Origin of the sequence: Maritalea porphyrae, assembly GCF_027213965.1 — a bacterium.
In the GTDB taxonomy this organism is placed as follows: Bacteria; Pseudomonadota; Alphaproteobacteria; order Rhizobiales; family Devosiaceae; genus Maritalea; species Maritalea porphyrae_A.
In genome coordinates this window covers 1-262 of the sequence record NZ_JAPWGX010000050.1, presented here as the reverse complement: position 1 = coordinate 262, position 262 = coordinate 1, and the positions used below count along the sequence as shown (strand labels likewise).

Annotated in this window: 1 protein-coding gene; it reads right to left on the bottom strand. The window is 57.6% G+C overall.

Features of this window, described 5'->3' with window-relative positions:
* On the bottom strand, positions 1 to 262 hold a 262-nt coding region (locus tag O4H47_RS17985), incomplete at both ends, for a M23 family metallopeptidase (RefSeq protein ID WP_269395397.1).

The window sequence follows — 262 nt, the reverse complement described above, 5'->3', positions numbered from 1 at the left end:
GTAACCACTGGCGCGACCGCTGCGGCCGACCTTGGCAATGGTCTGGCCGCGCTGCACAAGATCACCAATCTGCACGATATTCTGCTTGTTGTGCGCATACAGCGTTGTATAGCCATCGGCATGACTGACCTCTATCACATTGCCATAGCCCGACTTGACCCCGGAAAAGCTCACCACGCCAGCAGCGACAGCGACCACATCACTACCCGGTTTGGCAGCAAAGTCGACACCTTTATGCTGGGATTTGCGCCCGGTCAGTGGG